The 22764-nt window shown below is 50.9% G+C and carries 10 protein-coding genes; all 10 read left to right on the plus strand.

Translation table 11 applies throughout. From position 1 onward, the window contains the following. The first annotated feature begins 112 nt into the window (after positions 1-112). A complete protein-coding gene (locus J4E05_RS23270) occupies positions 113-1342 on the plus strand; it encodes an ROK family transcriptional regulator (protein ID WP_349600730.1) in 1230 nt (409 codons plus the stop codon). A 13-nt stretch (positions 1343-1355) separates the two neighbouring features. Then, the gene (locus tag J4E05_RS23275) at positions 1356-3752 is read left to right on the plus strand and encodes a PIG-L family deacetylase (protein ID WP_349600733.1); all 2397 of its coding nucleotides are present in this window, start codon (positions 1356-1358) and stop codon (positions 3750-3752) included. 189 nt (positions 3753-3941) lie between these two features. Beyond that, on the plus strand, positions 3942-4265 hold the full coding sequence (locus tag J4E05_RS23280; RefSeq protein WP_349600735.1) for a hypothetical protein: 324 nt from the start codon (positions 3942-3944) through the stop codon (positions 4263-4265). A 357-nt stretch (positions 4266-4622) separates the two neighbouring features. Continuing rightward, entirely contained in the window at positions 4623-5558 is a 936-nt protein-coding gene (locus J4E05_RS23285) for a MurR/RpiR family transcriptional regulator (RefSeq protein WP_349600737.1), read from the plus strand. After that, positions 5555-6895, plus strand: coding sequence for an aspartate aminotransferase family protein (locus tag J4E05_RS23290; RefSeq protein ID WP_349600739.1), 1341 nt, complete (start codon positions 5555-5557; stop codon positions 6893-6895). The genes J4E05_RS23285 and J4E05_RS23290 overlap by 4 nt, the downstream gene beginning before the upstream one ends. Further along, on the plus strand, positions 6892-7743 hold the full coding sequence (locus J4E05_RS23295) for a beta-keto acid cleavage family enzyme (protein WP_349600741.1): 852 nt from the start codon (positions 6892-6894) through the stop codon (positions 7741-7743). Before J4E05_RS23290 ends, J4E05_RS23295 begins: the two co-directional genes overlap by 4 nt. A 213-nt stretch (positions 7744-7956) precedes the next feature. After that, positions 7957-8934: a TAXI family TRAP transporter solute-binding subunit gene (locus J4E05_RS23300; RefSeq protein ID WP_085591287.1), complete on the plus strand. Its 978-nt coding sequence runs from the start codon at positions 7957-7959 to the stop codon at positions 8932-8934. Between the two features lie 185 nt (positions 8935-9119). Then, entirely contained in the window at positions 9120-11717 is a 2598-nt protein-coding gene (locus J4E05_RS23305; RefSeq protein ID WP_349600744.1) for a TRAP transporter permease, read from the plus strand. Between the two features lie 12 nt (positions 11718-11729). Beyond that, on the plus strand, positions 11730-12158 hold the full coding sequence (locus tag J4E05_RS23310; RefSeq protein WP_349600747.1) for a universal stress protein: 429 nt from the start codon (positions 11730-11732) through the stop codon (positions 12156-12158). A gap of 597 nt (positions 12159-12755) precedes the next feature. Continuing rightward, positions 12756-22764, plus strand: a 10009-nt coding sequence (locus J4E05_RS23315; protein ID WP_349600750.1) for an LEPR-XLL domain-containing protein, incomplete at its 3' end; no start/stop codon positions are given.

The raw sequence follows: 22764 nt of genomic DNA on the forward strand, positions 1-22764 counted from the left end.
GGCAACCCTGATCCTCTATAGCTTCAGCCTGATCGACGGGCTCTGTCAATAAGATAATTTACTTGATTTATTTTAATGGGGCGCAAATGATAGCCCAAGGAGGACACCAAACGTGCCAAAAACCCGCAATATTCCCGAAAATACCCCCCTGCCGATTGGCAATAACCCGGAACGCAGCCGTAGCCACAATCGGCGCGTGGTGCTTGATGCCATTCGCAGCCACGGGATGATGGGACGCACGCAAATTGCCAAGCTGGCCCATCTGAGTCCCCAGGCGGTAACCAATATTGTTGATGAACTGGTGGCCGACGGTTTGCTGATCGAAAAGGGGCGTTTGCGGTCCGGTCGGGGGCAGCCGCCCATTCAGTTTGCTGTTAATCCCGATGGTGCCTTTACTGTTGGCATTGAAATTGCGGCCGACCATCTGGTGCTGGTTGCCCTTGATATGGTCGGCACTTTGCGGGCGGAACGGGTAATACAGGTTGAAAATACCGACCCGGACCACATTATTCCGATTATTTTGCAAGAACTGGCCAAATTGCGCGGGCAAACCGGCATTGCCCCCGAACGCCTGCAGGGCATTGGCCTGGTTATGCCTGGCCCGTTTGAAATTGACGGCATGACATCTGTGGGCCCGACTACCTTGCCGGGCTGGCAGGGGAAAAACCCGGCCACATTGTTATCGTCAGCCACCGGCGAAGATGTTGTATTGGAAAATGATGCTTCGGCTGCCGCCGTTGGCGAGCGGTTTTTCGGGGCGGCCCAGTCTATTTCATCTTTTGGGCTGGTTTATTTCGGCGCGGGGCTGGGTCTTGGCATTATCCATGAAGGAAGGCCATATCGCGGGGCTTATGGCAATGCGGGCGAAATTGGCCATGCGGTTTCATTGCCAGGCGGGCGTGAATGTACGTGCGGGCAACGTGGCTGCCTGGAACGGTATGCATCCTTATATGCGCTGTACGAGAAAATGAGCCGCGCCGGGCGCGAGCGACCCGATTTCGACGGATTAAAAACATTGTACCGCGATAACGACCCTGTAATGGATGAATGGCTAGGCGAAGCCAGCCTGCATCTGGCACCAATGTTATCGACGCTTGAAAATATCCTCGACCCTGAAACCATTATTCTGGGCGGGGCTTTGCCTGACGAAATTGTTGACGAATTGATCGCACGTATCAATCCCTTGCCCATGTCGGTATCAACCCGCGCTGTTCGTACCCAGCCGCGCCTGATGCGGGGTCATACAGGGCAACTGACCGCGGCATTGGGTGCCGCGACGCTGCCCCTGTGGGAAATCATGACCCCGAAACTTGATACCAAAGTGAACCACCCCGTTGCCTGACAGGAGAACCGCCTTGCTTAATGATCGAGAACGCCTGACCCGTCAGAAATCGGACCCGGCGATTATTCGCTTACATCGTGCGCTATCGCGGTTGAAATCGGTTGTTACGGTAATGCATAGCGGTGCGCATCCCGATGACGAGCAAAGCGGAATGGTGGCGTATTTGCGTTATGGTCGGGGCATGCGGGTGGTGGTTACCTGTTCGACACGTGGCGAGGGTGGACAGAATATTTTAGGGCCTGAACGGCAGGGGGCGCTCGGCGCGCTTCGAACCCGTGAGATGGAGCAGGCTGCCCGTGAACTTGATTGTGATATTTACTGGGTCGGGCACGGGCCGGACGACCCGATAAATGACTTTGGCTTTTCGAAAAATGGCGAAGAAACCCTGGAACGCTGGGGTGAATATTTGCTGATCGACCGAATGGTCCGATCCTATCGCCGTGAGAAGCCGGATATTGTTATTCCAACATTTCTTGATGTACCGGGGCAACATGGCCATCACCGCGCCATGACATTGGCCGCCGAGCGCGCCGTGGCCCTTGCCGCCGACCCGGTTTATGATTGTGATGGACTTGCACCGTGGAAGGTGCCCAAATTTTATTTACCGGCATGGTCGGGTGCAAGCGATGCCTATGACGATGAAGTCCCGCCACCACCGGTGACTGTTTCGCTTTGTGCTGATCACGACGACGTTGTTACCGGCGTCAGCTATGATGAAATTGGTCAATGGTCGCGCGCCTGTCATCATTCACAGGGTATGGGTAAATGGCTTTACCGACCGGAATCCCGATGGGATTTACACCGGAAAGGTGGCCGCAAAGAAGCCGATATTACCGATAATCTGCCTGCAACATTGCGTGATCTAGCGCAATGTGACACATGCACGCCCGATGTCGCGGTATTGTTGGATACTGTTCAAACGGCACTGGACCGTGCGATTGCGGCCTTTCCCGACCGTGCAGCAATTAAAGTGTTTTTGCTAGGCGCTTACGCCGGGCTTGTGCAGGCAAAGGCCATCCTGCCAAATGATTTCGCCAGCCGGCATGGACATAGGCTGGCCCGTAAAAACCAGGAAATTGCAATTGCCCTGTTTGAAACAATGCAGGTTAAAGTCAACAGCAGTATCGAAAACCCATTCTTGCAGCCAAACGGAGAAACGATAGTCGATATTCGTTTTTCATCTAATAATGAATTGAAAAATATCGAAATTGTTCCTGTTGTTCGTGATGGAGTTGCAACCCGATTGCTAACGCAGGAGGCGGGGCACATCCGGTTGGCAGTTTTGGCAGGTAATAACACCCCGGTAGGATCGCTTTATCCGCGGTTGTTTTTTGCTGCCCATGGCAATGGCCCGCTTTATTTGCAAATGCGGGCAAATTGTAATGGCCAGATAATTGAACGTAACTTTGATTTGGCTGAAACAGTGCAAATCGTACCAGCTTATGAAGGTCAATGGGCAGAAGATGCAATCATTGCACCTCTGGCTGCATCAACACGTACATGGCTGATGACACTGGATCACAATGTTACAGTCGACGAACTGGATTTTAAGGTTCCGGCTGGCTGGAAGGTTACTGCAACGGCCCGTAACGAATTTGAAGTTGCGGCCCCGGCGGATATGTCGGCGGGTTTGTATGATATTTTGCCTGTGCGCGATAACATGCCGCTGGTAACCAAAACTGCCATTGATTACCCCCATATCAGCAAACTGATTTATCATTGCCGTCAGCCATTACGGGTTTTGGCACTGGATTTAACCCTGCCTGAAAACACCCGGATTGGGTATATCGGGGCCGGGGCCGATAATGTCGGACACTGGATGGCGCGTATGGGGTTGAATGTAACCAACCTTGCGGCTAGTGATCTTGCCGGTGACCTTTCACAATATGATACGTTGGTCGTTGGTATTTTTGCCTTTGGAATGCGTCAGGATCTGGCATTGGCAATTCCACAAATACATGAATTTGTGGCGCAGGGCGGGCATTTGCTAACCCTTTATCATCGCCCCGGGGACGGCTGGGATATCAATAAGACACCACCCCGCCCGGTAAAAATCGGCTCGCCGTCGCTGCGTTGGCGGGTGACCAACCCTGCCGCGCCGGTTAAAATACTGCTGCCGGATCATCCGTTATTAAACGGACCAAATCAGATTGGTGCCGAAGACTGGGCAGGTTGGGATAAGGAACGCGGGCTTTATTTCGCCGCGGAATGGGATGATGCCTATCAGCCGTTAATTTCGGTTTCCGATGCAGGCGAAGCCCCGTTGCGAGGAGGCCTGATTACCGCCGAAATCGGGCAGGGGCGTCATACGCATACCAGCCTGATATTGCATCATCAGCTTGATAAATGTGTGCCGGGTGCCTTTCGCCTGTTGGCCAATCTGGTGCAAGGGCAGCGTAACTATCTGTAAAATGACATTTTTCGCTATTGGCGACTAATCAATTCTATCAGCACATCGCGGACAGATAATGTCCGCGATGTGCCGACTACATTCAATTTGTTGCCTGGATATTGCTGCAACTGGCCAAAACCCGGTTGCGAAGAGCAACAATTGGCCGGGAACCAGGACCTGAGCCGCGTTAAAGCCGCCTGTTGTTTTATGGGTGATAACACTACCCTGATGCTTGATGCCATGGGTCGCCCTACCTTCCGTGACAGATTATCAGGATGGCAAACCCTGTATGTTTATCTGGTGGCGGCATGGCCTGCGGCCAGATTTGTCGAATATTTTCCAACCAGTGACATCGCGAATTTTGCCGAGTTTATTGATAACCCGGTTATTGCCCGCGACGAGCAGATTACCGTGCCGCAGAAACCCGGTCCCGGGTTTGATTTTGTGATGGAAGCGGTTGAAAATATTTCTTGGGTCCTGCTGTTGTCAGGACATATGTGGCACCAACACAGGTTGCTGTCAGTTAAATAGCACAGGTTTTTTCAAAGTGCGTTGTGGATTTCTTTTGTCGGGGCCGACGATGCGCTACAGGGTTTCGTTTCCCCGAACGCACGGTGCGAATTTAAGATCCGATTCGCCGCTATGGCAATCAAGGCGCGATTAATTGACTGGAAAATGAAACAAAAACGATCATTCCAAATGGATGATAAAAACCGGTAAAATGATAATAAGCGCATGAATTTATGTAATTTTAATTACATAAGACATGTAAAAAATGGAACAATAATAGAAACAAATGTTTCATTTTGTTCATGATTGAAACATTTGTTGTTTCGCGCCGTATTCTGTGGCGTAATTTTACCAGAATGACAGGGAGCTTAAGGGCTGATGAGGGCATATACCGATTTTCGGGAAAGGCTGATTGCGCACTATGGTGCCATGAGCCCGCAATTACAGCGGGCTGCGCGCTATATGCTTGATCACCCCGATGATGTGGCCCTGAAATCGATGCGTGCCCTTGCCCAGTCGGCGGATGTTCCACCCAGCACGATCGTTCGTCTGATGAAAACCATTGATGTCGGGGGGTATCAGGAATTTCGCCTTGGTTTTCAAAACCGGTTGCGAGACATGCCCGCCAGCTATGCGGGGCGGGCTCGGCAATTGCAGCATCGCGGGGTTGCCGATGAAATGGCAATGAACCATGGTGATGTCGTTACTGGCGGCGAAAATGCCCTGATTGACGAAATCCTGGATCAGGAACATGGCAACCTTGCACGCTCATACGGCCCTGAAATGCGGGCAGCCCTGATCGCGGCTTGCACCTGTATCGAAGGCGCTCGCCGGGTTTTTGTCCTTGGTCGGCGCGGAGCGTTTCCTGCGGCATTTCAGTTTGCTTATGCTTATCGCCTGTTTGGCGATAATTTAACATTGGTGGATGGTGCCGCAGGCACATTTGGCGATCAACTGCGCGGCATGGGGCGGCGCGATGTAATGCTGGCAGTATGTCTTAGCCCTTATACCAACGATACTCTGCAAATGGTTGACTATGCTTTGGCGCAAAAATCGACCGTAATCAGCGTTACCGATTCAGATGTTTCACCGCTTGTGCGTCACGCCAGTGTTAATCTGGTGGTATCGGATGCGTCCCCGTCGTTTTTTCAAAGTTTTACAGCCGCTGTTTCCATCATGCAGGCACTGGTTACGTTGCTGGTGGCACGAGGTGGCGAGGCGGCACTGCAACAAATTGCCGTGGCTGAAAAACAGCTCTCGGTTTTTGATACATACTGGCAGGACTCCGGTCCCAAACGGAACAATCGATCATGACGTCACATGTTTTACACCGCAATAGTTTGGTTCAACCGCCGCGTGCGGTTTCGGGCGATGGCATTTATATTATTGATGAGAATGGCAAACGTTATCTGGATGCATCAGGTGGGGCTGCGGTTTCCTGTCTCGGCCATTCTGACCCCGATGTGCGGGCTGCTATTATTGATCAGGTAGGGAAACTGGCCTATGCCCATTCAGGTTTCTTTTCATCCGATCCGATGGAAGAACTGGCCGATGATCTGATTGCTCATGCCCCGGCCGGGATGGAACGGGTATATTTTGTTTCCGGTGGTTCAGAAGCAGTTGAAGCATCGTTAAAAATGGCGCGGCAGTATTTTTTGGAAATTGGCGAGCCGGACCGCGAATTTGTGATTGCCCGGCGGCAAAGTTATCATGGCAATACGCTGGGGGCGCTTTCTGTCGGGGGCAATATGTGGCGCCGTCGCCAGTTTGAACCCTTGTTGATTAATGCCAGTCACGTATCGCCCTGTTATGCCTATCGCGATCAGCGAGATGATGAAACCCTCGAAGATTACGGCCTGCGTATTGCCAATGAATTGGAAGAGGTCATCTTGCAACTGGGGACAGGCCGGGTTGCTGCCTTTGTCGCAGAACCGGTTGTGGGAGCAACTTCCGGCGCCGTTGCCGCCGTGCCGGGGTACTTTAAACGCATTCGCGAAATTTGTGATCGCTATGGCGTGTTGTTGATCCTGGACGAAGTGATGTGTGGCATGGGGCGTACAGGAACGCTTCACGCGATTGAGCAGGAAGGCATTTCCGGCGATTTGCAAACCATTGCCAAGGGCCTTGGTGCAGGTTATCAGCCGATTGGTGCCGTGCTTGTTTCAGGTAAAATTCATAAGGCCATCGCCAATGGCACCGGTTTTTTCCAGCATGGACACACCTATCAGGGGCATGCAACGGCCTGTGCTGCAGCACTTGCCACCCAGCGGACCATTCGCCGGCGTAGTCTTTTGGAAAACGTGGTTGATCAGGGCGAAAACTTGCAAAAGGCATTGGCCTCGCGGTTGGGAAACCATCCCTATATTGGCGACATCCGCGGGCGCGGCCTGTTTCGCGGGGTCGAATTTGTTGCAGATCGTGCAACAAAAGAGGCGTTTGAACCGTCGCGCAAAATCCACGCTAAAATCAAAAAGGCTGCCTTTGAAAATGGTCTGATGTGTTACCCGATGGGGGGCACAATTGACGGCCAGCGGGGTGATCATGTGTTGTTCGCGCCCCCTTATATCATTACCCAAAACCAGATTGGCGACATTGTTGATCTGTTTTCACAAACGGTAGACCAGGTATTTACCGCCGAGGGGTTGATATGAGCGGTTATGCTGATATTCCTGCCATTCTTGCTGTGGCCCCCAACGGGGCGCGCAAATTACCGGTCGATTTTCCCAATTTGCCAATAACGCCAGCAGATTTGGCGCGCGAGGCGCGTTTATGTTGCGATGCCGGGGCATCTGTTATTCATTTGCATGTGCGCGATGATAATGGTGGGCATAGCCTTGATACCGGACGTTACCGCGAGGCAATTGCTGAAATCCGTAACACTGTCGGGGATGACCTGTTGATACAGGTCACCAGCGAGGCGGTTGGCATTTATAATGCTGAGCAGCAAATGGCGATGGTCCGCGAACTGGTGCCTGAGGCGGTGTCATTGGCAATTCGTGAAATTGCACCTGAGGGTGGCGACGAACGCGCCCTGGCTGATTTTTTTGCCTTTACGCGGGATGCCGATATTCGACCGCAATTCATTTTATACGCCCCCGAAGACATCAGCCGTTTTGCTGATCTGGTGGCGCGTGGCATTATTCCGGGTGCCGGGTTTCCCCTGCTTTATGTGTTGGGGCGTTATACCGTCGGGCAAAAATCCAGCCCGGTCGATTTGTTGGGGTTTGTGGCATCTTCTGTTGTGCGCGAACAGCCCGCTTTGGTGTCAAACTGGATGATGTGTGCCTTTGGTCAGTTTGAAAATGCCTGTGCCATGGCTGCCGTCGCCCTGGGTGGGCATGCCCGCATCGGTTTTGAAAATAATATTCAAATGGTTAACGGGGAAATGGCACCGAATAATGCCGCCTTGATCGATCAGGCCCGAAAGGGTGTTGCCATGCTGGGACGTAAAGTTGCAGATGCCGATATGGCGCGCAAGTTGCTTCGTCCGGTGTGGTAATTGCGAAAATATAAAAAAAGTGTGATCGGCTTCACAGTTAGGAAGTGAATTAGGGCCACTTTCGCAGCTGTTGGGTTCATAATACCACAGCTTTAAATATAGTCCCGAAAATCGGGGCGGCTATTAGTAATGATAGCCGCCTCATCGAAATTCTTCTGCTGCCTTCTGGCGCAGTTGAATATTTCCAACAGGGTGTAAAGGGAGACAATCCTGATGAAAAAACTTGTTGCTATTGCAAGTGCCGTGGTTGCGTTGGCGGGCATTTCGATGTTTGCAGGCCAGTCTTCGGCTGCTGAACAGAAATTTATCACCATTGGCACCGGTGGTGTTACGGGTGTGTATTACCCGACTGGCGGCGCGATTTGCCGTCTGGTTAATAAAGGCCGCAAGGATCATGGTATCCGTTGTTCGGTCGAATCTACTGGTGGTTCGGTCTACAACGTCAACACCATCCGTGCTGGTGAACTTGATATGGGTGTGGCACAGTCCGACATTCAGTATTATGCCTATAATGGTACCGGCAAATTCGCCGATCAGGGCCCGTTCAAGGAACTGCGCGCTGTTTTCTCGATCCATCCCGAGCCGTTCACCGTTGTCGCCCGTGCGGATTCCGGCATCAAAACTTTTGATGACCTGAAAGGCAAACGCGTCAATATCGGTAACCCGGGTTCCGGTCAGCGCGACACCATGGATGTTGTTATGGCGGCCAAAGGCTGGTCGGTTGACGACTTTGCGCTGGCATCCGAACTCAAGCCGGCTGAACAGTCCCAGGCCCTTTGCGACAACAAAATCGATGCCATGATCTACACCGTTGGTCACCCGGCGGGTTCGATCCAGGAAGCAACCACTGCCTGTGATTCGGTTCTGGTTGATGTTTCCGGCCCGGAAATCGACAAGCTGGTTGCTGACAACCCCTATTATCGTGTCGCCACCATCCCGGGTGGCATGTATCGCGGTAACCCGGACGACGTTAAAACCTTTGGTGTTGGCGCGACCTTCGTTTCCTCGACCAAAACCGACGACGACATCGTTTACAACGTTGTCAAAGCGGTTTTTGAAAATTTTGACGATTTCAAAAAGCTGCATCCGGCTTTTGCAAATCTGAAAAAAGAAGAAATGATCAAAGACGGTCTGTCTGCTCCGCTGCATGACGGCGCTGTTAAATACTACAAGGAAGCTGGCCTGATGTAAGGCCGACCTGGAAGCGGGAGGCACTTGTGTCTCCCGTTTTGTCTGTCTGTTCTATTCTGCGCGGACGTTAAAATTTCAAGAAACCAAAAATATGTCCGCTTATGGTCCCTTGCCTTTACTGGCGGGGATCAAGCAGTTTCTGGGTGAATTTGGAACGGCCAAGCCGTTTTGACCGGGGAAAAAACATGACGAATGAACAAAGCGTCAATGACGGAAAGGATCGGGACCTTCAGGACCTGATTGCCGAAACCGATACCGGCGCACGCCAACCAACAGGTATCACAGCTAGAATTTTACTTTATGTTGCTGTGGCATGGTCGTTGTTTCAGCTATGGCTGGCATCACCTTTGCCTTACATTTTTCACGCTGGTGTTTTTAATTCGACCGAAGCACGGTCCATTCATCTGGCCTTTGCTGTTTTTCTGGCCTTTATGGCTTATCCGGCATTAAAATCATCACCACGTTCATATATCCCGGTTCTTGACTGGGTTCAGGCGCTGGTTGGTGCCTATTGTGCTGCTTATATTTACATCGCCTATGTCGAGCTTTCCGGTCGCCCCGGTTTGCCGACAACGATGGACCTGGTGGTTGCAGGTGTCGGCCTTGTCATGTTGCTTGAAGCAACCCGCCGTGCCCTTGGCCCGCCTCTTATGTGCGTTGCTCTGATTTTTCTGGCCTATGTCTTTTTTGGCAATGCCGCCTGGGTACCCGATGTTTTGCAGTGGCGCGGGGCCAGTTTTTCCAAGGCAATGTCGCACCAGTGGCTCACCACCGAAGGTGTGTTCGGGATTGCCCTTGGTGTTTCCACCAGCTTTGTTTTTCTGTTCGTTCTGTTTGGCTCTCTGCTTGATAAGGCCGGGGCGGGCAACTATTTCATCAAGGTTGCTTTCGCCGCCTTGGGGCATATGCGCGGTGGCCCGGCAAAGGCTGCTGTTTTGTCCTCGGCAATGACCGGCCTTATTTCAGGTTCGTCGATCGCCAACGTTGTTACTACCGGTACTTTCACCATTCCACTGATGAAACGGGTTGGTTTTTCAGGTGAAAAAGCCGGCGCGGTGGAAGTGGCATCGTCGGTAAACGGGCAAATTATGCCACCCGTGATGGGGGCAGCTGCCTTTTTGATGGTGGAATATGTCGGTATTCCCTATCCCGAAGTTATCAAACATGCGTTCCTGCCAGCGACCATTTCCTATATCGCGCTGATTTACATCGTGCATCTTGAAGCCCTGAAAGCAAACATGCAGGGCTTGCCGCGTCGTCACGCACCTAACCTCAAACAAAGCCTGCTGCGCTCGCTGATTTTTATCTGCTCGCTGGTGATTTTGTCGGGTGTGGTTTACTACGTGCTTGAATGGCAGCAACAATTGTTTGGCAATGGCGTTGGCTGGATTGTTGCCGTGGAATGTGCGCTGGTCTATTTCGCCGGGCTTTTTTATGCCTCGAAATATCCGGATCTGGAAATGGACGATCCCAACCAGCCCGTGGTGGAACTGCCAGCACTGGGTGAAACGGCAAAAGCCGGTTTGCATTATTTGTTGCCGGTTGTGGTCCTGGTCTGGTTCCTGATGATTGAATTGAAATCACCTGGTTTGTCTGCCTTTTGGGCAACAGTCCTGATGATTTTCATCATGCTGACGCAAAAGCCGGTGAAGGCATTTTTTCGTAAGCAGCCGGATTATATGGCGCAATTGCGCAATGGTTTTGTCGATGTGGTGGATGGTTTTGCCACCGGCGCGCGTAACATGATTGGCATCGGTGTTGCGACCGCAGCGGCGGGCATTATTGTCGGAACAGTTTCGCTTACCGGGATCGGCCAGGTGATGGTGGAATTTGTTGAAATCGTATCGGGTGGTAACCTGATGCTGATTTTGATCATGACTGCCTTTATCAGCCTGATTTTGGGCATGGGTTTGCCCACTACGGCGAACTATATTGTCGTATCAAGCCTGATGGCGCCGGTGATTGTGGAATTGGGTGCGCAGAACGGACTGATCGTGCCGTTGATCGCGGTGCATCTGTTTGTGTTCTATTTCGGCATTATGGCCGATGTGACACCGCCGGTGGGATTGGCTTCATTCGCCGCAGCCGCAATATCCGGGGCTGATCCGATGAAAACCGGGTTTGTGGCCTTTTTCTACAGCATGCGTACGGCGGTATTGCCGTTTCTGTTCCTGTTCAATACCCAGCTTTTGATGATTGGTATTGATCATGTGTTCGAGGCGATATGGGTGATTGCGGTGGCGATCATTGCGATGCTGGTTTTTGCCGCAGCAACGATGGGGTATTTCTTTACCCGGTCACGTCTGTGGGAAAGTGCCGCGTTGTTGCTGGTGGCCTTTACCCTTTTCCGGCCCGGGTTTTGGCTTGATATGGTTGAACCAGCCTATGACAACGTAAACCCGACTGAAATCGTCGAAAAGGTTGCGACCTTGCCAGCCAATGCCAATTTACGCATTGATGTTGAAGGAACCAGCCTTGAAGGTGATGAAGTTAAAAAATCGGTAATGCTACCGTTGGGGCCGCAGGCATCGGGCGAGGATCGCCTGTACAATGCCGGGATTGCGGTGCGTAACGAAGATGGCCGTATTTATATTGATGACGTGGTATTTGGCGGCCCGGCGGAAAAGGTTGGCCTTGATTTTGACTTTGAAATCACGGCGATCAAACTGCAGGCTGACCGAATGCCCAAGGAAGTTTTCTTCTTGCCGGCATTTCTGTTGTTGGGGCTGATCATTTTCATTCAGCGCCGCCGTCATCGTCATACCGCCACCGGCACAGCGTAAGGAGGGATCAGGATGTATAAGGATATCCTTGTTACCATCGACCTCGACCATGATTCGTCATGGAAAAAGGCTCTGCCCGCAGCCATTCGTGAAGCCAAAAATGAAGGGGCACGGTTGCATATTCTAACCGTTGTTCCCACGGTTGGCATGTCGATGGTTGGGCAGTTTTTTCCCAAAGGTTATGAAAAAAAGGTGTTGGCCGCCTATAACGAACGCCTGCACGAATTCGTTTCCGAACATGTACCGACTGATATCAAGGTGCAGCATATTGTTGGCCAGGGCACGGTGTATGAGGTGATTTTACAAATTGCCAAAAAAACCAACTGTGATCTGATCGTTATTGGCGCACACCGCCCGGAACTGAAAGATTATCTTTTGGGGCCAAATGCAGCGCGTGTTGTTCGACATGCCAATTGTTCGGTGCTGGTGGTACGTGATTAACCGTTAAGATCATCCGGGATTACAACAATCAATGGGGCGCTCGTTTGAGTGCCCCATTTTTTGTTGCGGTGGCAGTGAAGTGATTCCGGGTGCTGTTCATGAATATTTGCGCGGTTGCGATAGCGTCGTGTTTTTAACGACGCAACAGGCAATAAATTCAGGTTAGCCCGCGCTATAGATATAATTTTCGTTAACTTTCAGATAGGTGGTGACACTTTTTTCAGGGGAAAATGCTATGCAGGATGATGGTTAAGTATGGCATTTCACCCCGTATGTATAGGTATGTTTCCGGCTGTCTTAATACCTAATGGTAAAAATTTTTGTGTTGCCGCTATGAGTGTGATTTTTTGACGAAGAGCAATAATGTCTAAAAATTAAATTATATTTTTCAATGTATTAAGTGGAGTTCACCGTTTTTTCGACGCCACATAGATTCTGCACCCACCGTGAAAATCTGTCAGTATTTGTCAGATTTTTGGAGTCCAGTTTTCAATAGCATTATTGTACAAAAAAGACGGGGCACCACTATGGTATAGTGACGTTCGCAGGGGTGCGAATGCAGGGGTCTCGGTGTTATTTGGGAAAAGGCTTCATTCTATGCGGACAATCCGGGACTGGGTTTCGAACAAGCGTAAGCATGATCGTGACGTGAAAGTTAGCCATGCCGCCTTGATGGCCGTACCGGTTCGCCATACGCGGCGCCTGCATGTGGAGCCGATTGAACCCCGTATCCTGCTGTCAGCTGATCCGCTGGAAGCAAAATACGCCGATGATATTAGCGATGCACTGACCCAGGTTGAAAACCTGCTGGATAATCTGGAAGGGCATGATCTGTTTGCCGATCCGTTGCCGATGGTGTTTGGTACGGATGAAAATTCGGGTGCAGGTGCCCTTGCGGACCTGAGTGATATTTTCAAACAGAATATTATCGATCCGCTAAGCCAGATTATTCAATATGACGGCCAGGGTGACCCGGATGATAAGCTTTCCAATCTTGAAACTGACTGGCAGACCTTTTTTAAGGATTCCGGTTATTATGCAGATGGCGACAGCACGCTAAACATTACCCATACGACAGTCGACGGAAAGGAAGTTTACGCCGTATCGATGTCGCAGACGATTGATCGCGAATTTACCATTGGCGTGGACGACCCAAACCACGATTACAACATTTCGCTTGATACCAATGGCGAGATGGAACTGACTTTCGACATTAATTTCACGATCAAGATTGATAAAAGCGTTGATGAATCATCCGCAATAACCTTCAGTCTTGATAGCCTTAGCCTGCAAAGTAGTGTTGATCAGGATCTGACCGGTCATAAACTTACCCTGGGCATTATTCCGCTGACGGTTGGTGGTGTGGCAAATGATTCCACTCAGGGCGGCATCAATTATTCTGTTACATTAAATGCAGCGGATAGCGGGCATCTTGATGACCTTACGACGGCGCAGCTGTCATCAATTTCCAATTTGTCGAGCGTTCTGACGGTCAGCGCGCAAAATAATGGTAGCGATAATTCCGTTCTGGCAAGTCTGCCGCTGACCCTTGAAGGCCCGGCTGCCGGTATTGCAGGCATCGATGTTGGTGATAACCCCGATATCACTGTGACCGGGCACGTTGTGGGGGTGAATAAAGAAGTCAGTGTTTCGATGAATTCGGAACTGGAACTTCTGTCGAATTTTGATGCCAGGGATTTCCTGTCGATCATGACGAACTTTGTCAGTGTTGTTGACAGCATTGATCAAGGGGACGTTCTTGACGTTAGCTTGCCCTTTACCGACGGGCTGACAATTGGCGATGCCATTGATCTTGCAGCAAAGATGCAGCACATTATTGATCAACTGGGGTCGGAAGTTGGGGTGATCGGATTTAGTGAAGATCAAAGTGCCTCGGCCAATGACGGAAACTCGTCGGTTGAGCTGGTCAGCGACGTTATTGATTTTGACGAAAACCCGTTCCCCAATAATGGTTTGACATTTGTTTTAACCGTGGATGGGGAAGAAGTGAACATTGCCCTGGGCAATGTTGATCCCGATCCGGAGGTTAATGGCGATGAACATGCCATTAACAATATCACTGATCTGGCAACGGCAATTGGTGCGGCCCTGGCAACCTCGTCGGTTAAAGACCGGGTTACGGTTTCCCAGCGAGATGGCAAACTGGTTTTTGTTGCGTCCAAAACCGGCACCGATACCCCGGCGACGCTGGAAGTTGGTAGCCTGGCAGGAAAAACCTCCTTTACCGATATTGTCGAGTTTTCGCAGCAAACGGGTGAGCTGTTGGGCTTTACCGGTACTGCGGCAGAGATGATCCAGGCGCTTGATTTGCGCTTTATCGATGGCTCCCTGGCCATGGATATTTCCTATGGTGATACCCAGACCTATAGCGGCGACATCAATTTTGACGCCAGCACAACACTTGGCGATCTTGATAACCTGACCGGCAGTGCCGACATGTCGGTGCATTCCGTGATGGGTGTTTCCGCCACTTTGCTGTTTGATATGCACGGCTTGGGCAGTAGCGTTGACTGGAGCGACAGCACACCCGCGCTGTCGGGCCTGTTTGATGGCAATGGTGTTGTTACTGCTGAAGATGGCCTGGATGACCTTCAGATCACCATGCGCGATGGTACCCAGTATACCGTTGATGTGGATGCTTCCTGGACCGTCGCCGAGCTTGTCAGTCATCTTGATGCGCTTGATAGCGACCTTCATGTGTCGCTTGATACCGATACCTTCCGCATTACCATCGAGGATTCTTCCTCAAGCACCAGTGATAATGCGGGCGATTACGGCCTGAATTTGGATTCAAACGCCTATAGCGATACGACTTCGTCTACCCCGTCGGCTGTTTTGTCGGGTGTTATTGCCGATGACGCCGATTTTGGCGCTGCGACCAGCTTTATTTTGAAAGTTGGTAAATTTGCGCCGGTCATTGTTAATATCGCAGCTGATGGGTTGCGAACCACTGCCGATGACTTTGCCGCTGCCATTAATTCGGCTTTGGCGGCCATTGATGTCCCCGAAGATTTACTCGGTGTGGCCGATAAACACTATAGCGATATCGTCCATGTCACCATTGGGGATGACGATGGCAAGTCGGTGATGAAGGTGGCGACCACCATCACTAATGTTATCGATGCAGCAACCAAGAAAATCAGCGAACGCAATCTGTTGAATTCGACCTTGCGGATGGATGCGGTTGATCTTTCGGTTACCTCGATTAATAATTCGCTGGTTGGTCTTAACCTGGGTATTGAAGGCAGTAACCAGGCAAACTCGGCTGAAACTGTTTCCCGTATTACCAGCTCTGCCTTGCATGGCGATAGTTACGCGAACCATCTTGGCATTCAGGACTTGAATGCCGCGGTAAATGTCGAGCTGACCATTTCAAATCTTGATGCGACCGGTCGTGTCGGGCTGATCGATTTTACAGCCGATGGCAGTGGTTCCGTTTCGCTTAATTCGGTTGTTTCCCTGCATAATACTTATGCTGAATCTGATTCAGAAACACCGCATACCACAACGGCGCGGGATGTTTTAACAACCGCCTATGGTGGCGATGACAGCGCCATTTCCAATATTGCCGATGTTCATTACAGTTCGGGTAATGGTGATCAACCGTATGCCCAGCTAACCCTCACAAATATTGCCATTTCCGGTGATGTTCTTGATGATATTGATGTGGGTAATATCACCATCACGCTTGGCGATCTTGATAGCATTGGTGATCTGCAAAACCTGACACCAACAGTTAATCTGGGTGGTTTGGCAGATGAAAACGTTGCGGCCCTGACCGATCTGAACATCGATAATATCCTGGCAGGTCTGCAAACTGCGCTTGAATATATCAATGGTCAGTATGCTGGTTCCATTCTGGCTGCAGATTTGCCCTTGCTTGGTATGAGTGCAACAGATCTTCTGGATTTTGCAAGCGATATCGAAGCCCGTCTTCTGGCTTTCAAAAACAATCCGGCATCCGGGCTGGGTGATCTTGAAACAGCGCTTAAAACAGCGTTTGGCATGGATGCCAGCAGCAATGGTATTGATGTTCATCTGACCGATGATGGCACGGCATTGATGATCGACATCAATTATAGTCCAGCCAATGTCAGCAGCTCGGAATCCTTAAATCTTGCCATCGGCGACCTTGCCAATCAGGCCGGGGACGACGCAGTTAAAGACCTGCTGGGCGGGCTTTCCGACATTGTTGATGTCAATGGAACCGGCCTTGTTGACGTAACTGCGGCGGCAACGGTTGGTCTGACTCTTGGTTTTCGTTTAAGCCAGCCAGAAAACAGTACCCCCGCCACAGGTAACACGGCTGTTGACAATATTAATGGCGGGCAGGGCATTGGCACGAATGCATCCGGTAAGACCGACCTTTCTGTCAAGTTGGCAAATGGCGAAAAGTTTGAAGTTGACCTCGATGCTTTGGTTAAAACCGGCGCAACGGTTTCTGACATTCTTGCCGGCATCAAGCAGGCGGCGAATGATGCCGGTGTTTCAGACAGTGAACTGACCATTGATATTGACGAAAATGGCCGTCTGGTCTTTACCGATCTGACTACGGCAGATGCCTCTTCTATTCCGTCCGGGCTGGATGGGCTTGGCATGGATGGTGATGATGTTGCATCGGTGATTTCAGGGTCATTGGGCAATGATTTTGATACAACGGGTGCCTTTGAGTTTGCCGTGTCTGTAAACGGTGCCGGGGCCGTTACTGTGCATCTTGATGCCGACGAAACCCGCACGACCGAAGCCGCCTTTGAAAAGGCCCTCCAGAATGCCTTGGCTCAAACCTTTGTCAGTACCGGCGATATGTCCGGGATTGAGGGCTCGGTGCCGGTTTATGCTGCACTTGGCAATCTGGTTTCGGTTTCGATCGATGGTTCCCATAATATTTCCTTTAGTGCCGATACCAATGTTCTGGGTGGATCGGCGACTTTGCAACTGTCGGATGTCGCGGCCAGCAGCGCCGAACCGGGCCTGATCATTAAATCCATTAATGGTTCAACCGCTGCTGAAGATTTGGGTATTGCTGGCACGCAATCCACTGTGGTGGATGGCCAACGTGTATTGACCGGCGCCCGCCTTTATGCCGATAGCACCAACGAGCGCTTCTTCCTCGATACCTCTAATACCGGTGTCAGCCTTGATATTTCAGTTTCGGCCGAAAACCTGACATTCAACACCAATTTTGGGGCGACTACCGGCAAGGTTGAGGGAGGATCGGTCGCACTGGGGGGGATTTCAGGCAGTGCTGTGGCGGGTGAAGACGGTTTTGCCGTTTCCGGCCCGGCGCATCTCAAACTTTCGCTGAATGATCAATATAACGGTTCAGATGCCGATGAGCGTTTGTATTTCAGTGAACTTGATAGCAACGATATTTCCAATATCGTAAATGTTGATTCTGACGTTGCCGTAAAGGCCGACTTGCCGCTAACCATTGGCGGGGTAGAATTTAACCCGGGTGTCGGCGTTGAAATCAGCGATTATTTTGGCGACGGGAAAACCATTTCGGTTTCCAGTGCCGATATTGCCGATAGCCTGAATGCTGAAAGCATTCTTAATAGCCCCGGTTTGCTTCTTAACGGTCTTGATTATTTCCTAAGCCAGCTTGAAGGGCAGCTCGAAAGTCGTCTGCTTGAACTTGACCTGCCCTTTATTGGCGATGCGCTTGGCGTGGCTGCTGATTATTTTGAAGATCTGCATGAAGGCCTGATCGACGCAATATCGGAAGCCATTCAGGATTTCCAGGATGATAATCCGGGGCTTGTTGTGCCGACCACAACGGTCGTTGAAACCGCGCTGGAAAATATGCTCAAGCAGATCGGCGCTGTTGACGGTTCGGATCATAACAAGGATGTCGACGTTATTGCCACCTACGACGCTGACAGTGACGAGGTGCGCTTTTCAACCGACATTCACTGGGACTTCTATAATCAGGATATAAGCCTTGCCGAAGATTTGGGCATTGCCGGACTTGGGCTGGATGTCTCAAGCGGGATGGTTAATCTTGAACTGGGCATGGATTTTGATTTTGATTTCGGTATCAATGCGGCTCAGGGTTTCTTCGTTGAAACCGGTGCCATTGACGAACTGGTTCTGTCGTTTAATCTTGATTTCGCAGGGCTTGATGCAGAAGGCCGTCAGGGCATTCTGAACTCGGATATTACCGACAAGGCGTCAGCCTTTGCCGGTACGGTCACTTTTGATATTAATCCGGACCAGGGCAGCACGACTGGCAACGATATTGATGTCAACGATCGGACACAGGATGGCCGTCTGACATTTGCGGAAGTCCGCAGTGTTGACCATTTGTTTGCATCAACACTCGATGCTGAAGGTCAGCTCGACTTCAATGTTCATAGTTCCGCATCCGGTGCTGCTTCCGGTGTCGGTTTGCCCGAAATTTCGCATGAACTTTATGTCGATTTTGATTTCCATCAGAAGTTTGGCGATGGCACGGAAGCCGTTGCCAATTATGGGAGTTTGGAATATCGCGATGTAACGATGAATCTGGCCGGGATCATCAATGATATCCTGATGCCGATCTTCGAGACCATCGATGAAATGCTGGACCCGTTGCGTCCGCTTGTTGAATTCCTGACCTCGCCGATCCCCGGTATTTCCGAGGTTATTGGCAGCATGTCCATTCTCGACATGGCGCGTTCTGTCGGGGCGACCAACGGTGGCGTATTTGGATTTATTGCAACGCTTGATAACCTGATCGATCTTATTGACCAGGTTAAAAAGTTCCAGTCTGCCAGTGGCGATAATGCTATTGGTGCCGAATTTGGTACTTTTAAATATGATGGCAATGCGGTTCTGAATAATCCGAATGGCGTTGAAGGTATCAATCTTGCCGATGCCATTGATTACGATCATTACGCATTCGGCAATTTTGATGCTGTCAAAGCACAAATGGGCGTTTCTGGCGGGTTACTTGATGATTTGACCAAGGAAACCTGGGTCAACATTTTCTCATTACCAATTCTGACAGACAACAATCTGCCGCTTAAACTGTTAACCGGCCAGACTGATGCAGTCGAACTGTTCCATTTTGATCTTCCGAAGTTTGATCTCGAATTTAATCTGAACAAAAGCTGGCCGTATCCGCTTTATCCGCCGCTTTTGATGCTTGAGATCGGTATTGGAACTGACTTTAAAGTAACCTTTGACCTTGCAGGCGGTTATGACCTGCATGGCCTCGCCGAATTTGTCGATAGTGGCGATCCGATTTCCCTGTTTGACGGTTTCTATATTTCGGACCTGCATCAGGGCAGCAAGGATATTCCCGAAGTTGTCGTGAATGGTGAAATCTACGGCTCTGCCAGTGTCAAATTGAACGCCGGGATTATTTCAGCATCGGGTGGTTTGAAGCTGGCTCTTGGTACGACGATTTCGTTTGATATCAACGATCCGAACGATGATGGCAAACTGCGCGCATCCGAGTTCCTTGGCCTGATGGAAATTTCACCTGAATATCTGTTTGATATTCATGGTGAACTTTATATCAGGGTTGCCGCAATTGCCGATGTTACGGCACATCTGCTCTTTACGAATGTCACGGTTTTTGAACTTGATATTACCATTTTCAAGGCCACCATCTTTACCTGGGATTTGAATCCGCCAAGTGCGCCTGTTCTGGCTAATCTTGATGATAGCGGAACGCTCACAGTTAACATGGGTACCCATGCGGGTGATCGTCTGGTTGATAACACCGAGGATGGTGACGAAACCTTCTATCTCAAGCATGTCGGTGGCACCGCCGGTGACGAAAAGATCGAGGTTTGGTCGTCCCTGTTTAATAATGTTGTCCAGACATTTGACCATGTAAAATCGGTTGTCGCTTTTGGCGGCGCTGGTGACGACAAGATCATTCTTAGCGGCATTACATCAAGCATGGTGCTTGATGGCGGTGCGGGCAATGACGTTATTCGCCTTGATGGTCAGGGGATCAGCGGCGGCACCATGAGTTCGGGCACGGCTGTTATTCGCGCAGGTAAGGGCGACGATACGGTTTATGGCGGCTCGGGCAACGACAGCATTTACGGCGATACCGGCAACGACACCATTTATGCCGGGGCCGGGAATGATTATGTCGATGCAGGGTCGGGTAACGATATTATCCATGGTGGTGCGGGTAACGACATTATTTATGGCGGTTCGGGCAACGACGACATCTTTGGCGAAGATGGCAAAGATACCCTTTATGGTGACAAAGGTTTCGATCTGATCGTTGGTGGTTTGGGTGACGACGTGTTGCATGGTGGCGACGGCGTCGATCGCATGTTTGGCGATGAAACCGGTTCTACTGCCACCAGTCTTACGCTGGAATCCTCATCATCTCAGGGGGGTAATGATACCCTGTATGGCGATGATGGTAATGACTATATGTTTGGTGGTGCTGGCACCGATATGCTGAATGGCGGTGATGGCAACGATATTCTGTTTGGCGATACTGGTACCATCACCTTTGATGCCAATGGTATGCTGGTTACGGCCGACACGGATGTCGCACCGGGAATTGGCAGCAATGACACCCTTTATGGTGGTGATAACGAAGACATCATCTTTGGCGGTATCGGCAACGATTATATCGAGGGCGGCAATCATAACGATATTCTGATTGGTGATGCCGGCCTTGTTCAGGGTTCTGCGGGGTCAACATCGGGTCAGTATCTTGTACGTGGTAATAACAGTGCCACGGGTAACGATACAATCAAGGGTGGTAGCGGCAACGATATCCTGATTGGTGGCCTCGGCTCGGATACCCTGTCGGGCGAAAGTGGCCGCGATGTTGTGGGTGGCGATAATATCAGTCTGCTGCGCAGTCAGACCAGTTTGATCCTTGATGTTATTTCGGTTGAAACCGTCGATGAAGGGCAAGGCTCTTCCGATATTATCGATGGTGGTGCCGGTACCGATATGTTGCTGGGCGGCGGTGGTACACAATCCCTGTCGGTCAGTAATGGCGGTGACAATGTTGTCGTGTTTGGTGATTTCATCACGGGTGGCACCGGGTCCGACATTATCCTTGGTGACTACGGCATTATCGAACCTTCAACCGGCCTTGGTGCAACCATCACCGGTCGAGATGGCACCAATAGTGGCAACGACCTGATTAATGCCGATAGTGGGTTTGACGTTGTCATTGGTGGTGGCGGCAACGACACCATTGATGGCGGTGAAGGTAATGATACCCTGCTGGGTGATATTGGCACCGTTACTCGCGACAAGGTTACCCGTATTTCCCGTGCCGAAACCACCAATGAAAATATTGGCGGCAACGACATTATCAATGGCAAGCTTGGCAACGATGTCATTATGGGCGGCACCGGTTCCGATACCCTGACTGGTGATGATGGCCTTGACGTTATTTTGGGCGATCTTGGTATCGTGATCCCTGCTAATGGCACCGATGCTGATATTATCGCGCATAACTTTGCCAATGGCGCGGCCGACACCATTTATGGCAATGCAGGTAACGATATTCTGCTGGGCGGTGGCGGCGATGACAGCATTTATGGTGGTGAAGGCGACAACCACATTGCAGGTGATAATGCCAAAGTCACGCGCAGCGAATTTACCTTGCCCGAGGGCTCTGAAGATCCGTTAAGTGAACTGGCGGCAGATCCTGTTCTGGTTTTTGAAACTGCCGAAGAATCTTCCGGTGGTAACGACATTATTGAAACCGGTGCCGGGAATGACGTTATTCTGGGCGGCATTGGTCAGGATACCATCAGCGGCGGCGACGGTAATGATATTATCCTTGGTGATTTGGGGATTGTCATTCCAGCTGGCAGTGCTGGGGCCGACGTTATCGCCCGCAATGGCACCATCGGTTTGACCAATAACGATACTATTACCACAAGTGACGGTAACAAGATCGTGCTGGGTGGTTCCGGCGATGACACGATCACGATTGGTACGGGCACCGGCAATGGTGCAGGCAATACCAACTATATCTCGGGCGATCTTGCCGAACTGAAACGTGATGCCGATGGCAAGCTTGTCAGCTTCGAAACGGTTGAAGAAAGCGTTGGTGGTGATGATATCATCACGACCGGTAGCAGCACGGGCGATGACATCATTCTGGGCGGGATTGGTCAGGATACGATTTCGACCGGCTATGGCACCGACATTATCATTGGTGACCTCGGTATTGTCATTCCGATCGGCAGTGCAGGCCCGGATGTGATTGCCCGCAATGGCACCATCGGTTTGACCAATAACGACACCATTACCACAAGTGACGGTAACAAGATCGTACTGGGTGGTTCTGGCAATGACACGATCACGATTGGTACAGGCACCGGCAATGGTGCAGGCAATACCAACTATATCTCGGGGGATCTTGCCGAACTGAAACGTGATGCCGATGGCAAGCTTGTCAGCTTCGAAACGGTTGAAGAAAGCGTTGGTGGTGATGATACCATCACGACCGGTAGCAGCACGGGCGATGACATCATTCTGGGCGGTATTGGTCAGGATACGATTTCGACCGGCTATGGCACCGACATTATCATTGGTGACCTAGGTATTGTCATTCCGGTTGGCAGTGCAGGCCCGGATGTGATTGCACGCAATGGCACCA

It is taken from the genome of Thalassospira sp. NFXS8 (assembly GCF_040148805.1).
Lineage (GTDB): Bacteria > Pseudomonadota > Alphaproteobacteria > Rhodospirillales > Thalassospiraceae > Thalassospira.